Source organism: uncultured Cardiobacterium sp. (assembly GCF_938028185.1).
Classification (GTDB): domain Bacteria; phylum Pseudomonadota; class Gammaproteobacteria; order Cardiobacteriales; family Cardiobacteriaceae; genus Cardiobacterium.
Map to the genome: position 1 here is coordinate 1 of NZ_CALJAH010000259.1, position 4619 is coordinate 4619.

Sequence of the window (4619 nt, forward strand, 5' to 3'; positions counted from 1 at the left end):
TCAAGGTCGCGCGCGCGGCGGGCGGCGTTGATGCCGGCGAGCAGGCCTTGCGCGCCCGCTTCTTCGTAGCCGGTGGTGCCGTTGATTTGTCCGGCAAGGTAGAGGTTTTCGATGTGGCGGCTTTCGAGGCTGTGCTTGAGTTCTTGCGGGTCGAAGTAGTCGTATTCGATGGCGTAGCCGGGGCGGGTGATGCGCGCCTGTTCGAGGCCGGGGATGGTCTGGATGTAGGCGATTTGTGCGGCAAAGGGCAGGCTGGTGGAGACGCCGTTCGGGTAGAGTTCGCAGGTGGTGAGGCTTTCCGGCTCGATGAAGATTTGGTGGCTGTCTTTGTCGGCAAAGCGCATCACTTTGTCTTCGATAGACGGGCAGTAGCGCGGCCCGGAGGCGTCTTTGATGACGCCGGCGTACATCGGCGCCTGGTCGATGTAGGCGCGGATGATGTCGTGCGTGCGTTCGTTGGTGCGGGTGATGTGGCAGGCGACCTGGCGCGGGTGTTCGGCAATGTGGCCGAGGTAGGAGAAGACGGGCAGCGGGGTGTCGCCGGGCTGGGCTTCCATGCGGCTGTAGTCAACGGTGCGCGCGTCGAGGCGCGGCGGCGTGCCGGTTTTCATGCGGGCGAGGGTGAAGGGCAGGTTGTGCAGGCGCGCGGCGAGTTCGTTTGCGGGCGGGTCGCCGGCGCGGCCACCGGGGAAGCTGTTGAGGCCGACGTGGATTTTGCCGCCGAGGAAGGTGCCGGCGGTGAGGACGGTGGCGCTGGCGTAAAAGTCGATTTGGTGTTGGGTTTTACAGCCTGCGATACGGGTGCCTTCGAGGATGAGGTCGGTGACGGGCGTTTGGAAGAGGTCGAGGTTGGGCTGGTTTTCGACCATGTCGCGCACCGCCGCTTTGTAGAGGTTGCGGTCGGCCTGGGCGCGGGTGGCGCGGACTGCCGGGCCTTTGCGGCGGTTGAGGATGCGCCACTGGATGCCCGCGCGGTCGGCAGCGCGTGCCATGATGCCGCCGAGGGCGTCGATTTCTTTGACGAGGTGGCCTTTGCCGATGCCGCCAATGGCGGGGTTGCAGCTCATTTGGCCGATGGTTTCGATGTTGTGCGTCAGCAGCAGGGTGCGCGCGCCGCTGCGGGCGGCGGCGCAGGCGGCTTCTACGCCAGCGTGGCCGCCGCCGATGACGAGGACGTCGTAGTGGGTAGGGTATTTCATGGTTGTTCGGGCAGTTGCCAGTCGGGCGGCAGGTGTTTGGGGGCGGTGATGCGCAGGGTTTTCAGCGGGCTGAACTCGCCGCTTTGCAGGACAACGTTTTTTTTGGCGACGGCGAAGGTTTTGGCGAGCCAGGCGGTCAAGTGTTTGTTGGCTTTGCCGTCTTCGGGCGGTGCGGTGATGGCGATTTTGTAGCGCTCGTCATGGATGCCCTGGCACTGGTCGCGGCTGGCGCGCGCGGTGATTTTGACGGCGAGGATGAGGTCGCCGTGTTCCCATTGGGCAGCGGGCATGGTTTATCCGGCGATGCTGCCGAAGAGGATGCGGGCAAGGCCTTGTTGGGCGAGGTAGATGAGGAACAACGCTGCCATCGGACTGAAGTCGAGCATCCCGACGGGCGGGATGATGCGGCGCAGCGGTGCCATCAGCCATTCGCAGCAGGAAAGGGCAATTTGCATCACCGGCTGGCGCGGGTCGGTTTGCAGCCACGAGCCGATGACGGTGATGAGGATGGCGTAGAAGGTGGTGTTGAGCCAGGTGTTGAGCAGCAGCAGTACGCCGAGCGGGATGGCGACGGGGTTGACAAAGAGGATAAAAGTGACCAGCAGCGCGATAATGGCAGCGACGATGACCGCGCCAAAATCAAAGCGCGAGGGCGGCAGCAGTTTGCGGAACGGCAGGACGAGCGGATCGGTGGTGCGGTTCAGCCGCGAGACGATGGGGTTGAAGCCGAGGCGGTAGAGGTTGGCGTGGAAGCGGATGAGGAAGAGGGCGATGGCGAGTTTGCCAAGGATGATGATGAGGTCTTGCATGGTGTGAGGTGGTGTTTTGGAAGGGGTTTACCAGTCGCGGGTGAGTTCGTCGGCGATGGCGCGGCTGCGCGCAACCACGGCGCTCATCGTGTCATCAACGATGCGGTCGATGTTGGCGTTATTAAAGGTGTTGAGCGCGGCTTCGGTGGTGCCGCCGGGGACGGCAATCTGTTTGCAGTAGTCGGCAAATTCGGGCGGGGTGGCGTTGTTGTCCAGCGCGAGGGTGCCTGCGCCGACTGCCGTCCAGGTGATGATGTCGTAGAGTTCGTCGCGCTCGAAGCCGTAGCGTTCGCCCGCGTCCAGCATTGCCTGCATCAGGCGGAAGAAGTAGGCAATGCCGCTGCCGGAGAGCGCGGTGATACCGTCAATCTGGGTTTCGTCGTCCAACCAGGCGGTTTCGCCGATGGCGCTGAAGATGGTTTCTACCAGCTCTTCTTCTTCGGGCGCGAGTTCGTTGTCGCTGTAAATGCCGGTAAGCGAGGCCTGGTGCGAGGCGGCGATATTCGGCATGGCACGGATGATGACGGCGTCGTCGCCGAGGATGCGGCGGTAGTGTTCGAGGCGGATGCCGACGGCAAGGGTGATGAGGATTTTGTCGTCCAGGTTGCAGTCGGCCAGTTCGTCCAGCACCGCTTTCATTTGCGCGGGTTTGACGCCGAGGATGATGTAGTCGCAGTCCTTGACCAGCTGGCGGTTGTCGGTGTGGGCGGTGATGCCGTGGATTTGTTTGAGGGCGGCGGCGCTCGCCGGGGTGCGGCTGGTGGCGTGGATATGCTTGCTGCTGAAGGCGTTTTCTTCGTCGGCAAGCAGGCCGCTGATAATCGCGGCGCCCATGTGGCCGGCGCCGAGAAATCCGATGGTTGTGGTCATGGGCGGGTTTCCTTGGGAAAAATCGCGCGAATCTTATCATGTTTGCCACGGTGGCCAACGTGAACTTTGGCTTTGTTTTCCGCCGTTTTCCGGTAAAATAGAATCCTTGATTTTTTGTAAGGAAAGAAAAAGGATGCTGTTATGAGTGATAAGCACGAAACCAAACTGGACGACCTGCTGCGTTTTACCGACAAACAGAAAGCGTCGGACTTGCACTTGAGTTCTGAACTGCCGCCGATGATCCGTGTTGATGGCGATATTAAGCGCCTCAACCTGCCGCCGCTGGACCGCCAGCAACTGCGCGACATGATTTATTCCATCATGACCGACTCGCAGGTGAAGAACTTTGAAGAGCACTGGGAAGCGGACTTCTCCACCGAAGTCAAGGGTATCGCCCGTTTCCGGGTTAACGTCTTCAACCAGAACCGCGGTCTTGCCGTGGTGTTCCGTACCATTCCAAGCCGGGTGCTGTCGCTTGAGGACCTGAAAGCGCCGGAAAAATTCGTGGACATTATTGATGTACCGCGTGGCCTCGTACTCGTCACCGGCCCGACCGGTTCCGGCAAATCCACCACGCTGGCGGCGATGCTGAACCACATCAACGAAAACAAGCACGAACACATCCTGACTATCGAAGACCCGATCGAATTTGTACACGAATCGAAAAAATGCCTGGTCAACCAGCGTGAAGTCCACCGCGACACGCAAAGCTTCTCCAACGCCCTGCGCGCCGCGCTGCGTGAAGACCCGGACATCATCCTCGTTGGTGAGTTGCGCGACCTCGAAACCATCCGCCTTGCGCTGACCGCCGCCGAAACCGGACACCTGGTTTTCGGTACCCTGCACACCTCGTCCGCGGCAAAAACCATTGACCGTATCATTGACGTCTTCCCCGGCGAAGAAAAACAACTGGTACGCTCCATGCTCTCCGAATCGCTGCGCGCCGTTATCGCGCAAACGCTGCTGAAAAAAATCGCCGGTGGCCGGATTGCCGCACACGAAATCCTCGTTGCAACCTCCGCGGTGAAAAACCTTATCCGCGAAGACAAAATCGCGCAAATCTATTCCTCTATCCAGACCGGTGCGCAGTACGGCATGCAAACCCTTGACCAATGCCTGCAAAAACTGGTGTCGCAAGGCATCATCGACCGGCAGACCGCTGCGGCGAAAGCACACGACAAAACCCTCTTCCTGCACAGCTAAACCCGGAGCCGCAACATGGAACACGCCAGCCTCGATACCGCCCTCGAACTCACCCCGATCAGCCGCGACGAAATCGCGCAGAAAAAAACCAGCATGCCGCGCGAAGAACTGCGGCCGATGTTCGACAAACTGGTCGCGCACGCCGCCGAAAAAAAAGCGTCGGATATCTTCATCAACACCGAGAACTACATCAGCATCAAAACTGACGGCCAGCTCAACTACACCAAAAAATACATGGAAGAGGGCGACGTCTATAACCTGATCGAAGTCATCTCGCGCCCGGAAGCCTTCCGCGAATTTCTGCGCAACCACGAACTGAACATGATGGTGGAAGTGCCGAACGTCACCTACCTGCGGGTCAACGTGTACCTGCAAAAAAACGTCCCCGGCCTCGTCCTCCGTCTCATCCCGGCAACCATCCCGAAACTGGACGACCTCGAACTGCCGGTGCCGGACATCCTGCGCAAAATCTCGATGGTCAAACGCGGCCTCGTCATCGTCATCGGTGCGACCGGTAACGGTAAATCCACTACCCTCG

General features: G+C 60.3%; 5 protein-coding genes and 1 pseudogene. 2 read left to right on the forward strand and 4 right to left on the reverse strand.

What is annotated here, in order from left to right:
- The 4 genes from mnmG to proC all read right to left on the reverse strand — a co-directional run.
- Positions 1-1199: tRNA uridine-5-carboxymethylaminomethyl(34) synthesis enzyme MnmG (gene mnmG / locus Q0349_RS07510; RefSeq protein ID WP_298080252.1), on the reverse strand; the 1199-nt coding region annotated here is incomplete at its 3' end.
- The gene (locus tag Q0349_RS07515) at positions 1196-1489 is read right to left on the reverse strand and encodes a DUF167 family protein (RefSeq protein WP_298080253.1); all 294 of its coding nucleotides are present in this window, start codon (positions 1487-1489) and stop codon (positions 1196-1198) included. The genes mnmG and Q0349_RS07515, both read right to left, overlap by 4 nt.
- A gap of 3 nt (positions 1490-1492) precedes the next feature.
- Positions 1493-2008: a YggT family protein gene (locus Q0349_RS07520; RefSeq protein WP_298080254.1), complete on the reverse strand. Its 516-nt coding sequence runs from the start codon at positions 2006-2008 to the stop codon at positions 1493-1495.
- Positions 2009-2035: 27 nt separating this feature from the next.
- The gene (gene proC, locus Q0349_RS07525; RefSeq protein ID WP_298080255.1) at positions 2036-2878 is read right to left on the reverse strand and encodes a pyrroline-5-carboxylate reductase; all 843 of its coding nucleotides are present in this window, start codon (positions 2876-2878) and stop codon (positions 2036-2038) included.
- A gap of 141 nt (positions 2879-3019) precedes the next feature.
- Here proC and Q0349_RS07530 point away from each other — a divergent pair, with 141 nt between their 5' ends.
- Both Q0349_RS07530 and Q0349_RS07535 read left to right on the forward strand, forming a co-directional pair.
- On the forward strand, positions 3020-4081 hold the full coding sequence (locus Q0349_RS07530; protein WP_298080256.1) for a type IV pilus twitching motility protein PilT: 1062 nt from the start codon (positions 3020-3022) through the stop codon (positions 4079-4081).
- Positions 4082-4096: 15 nt separating this feature from the next.
- Positions 4097-4619, forward strand: a pseudogene (locus Q0349_RS07535) (pilus assembly protein PilU); the annotation flags it as partial.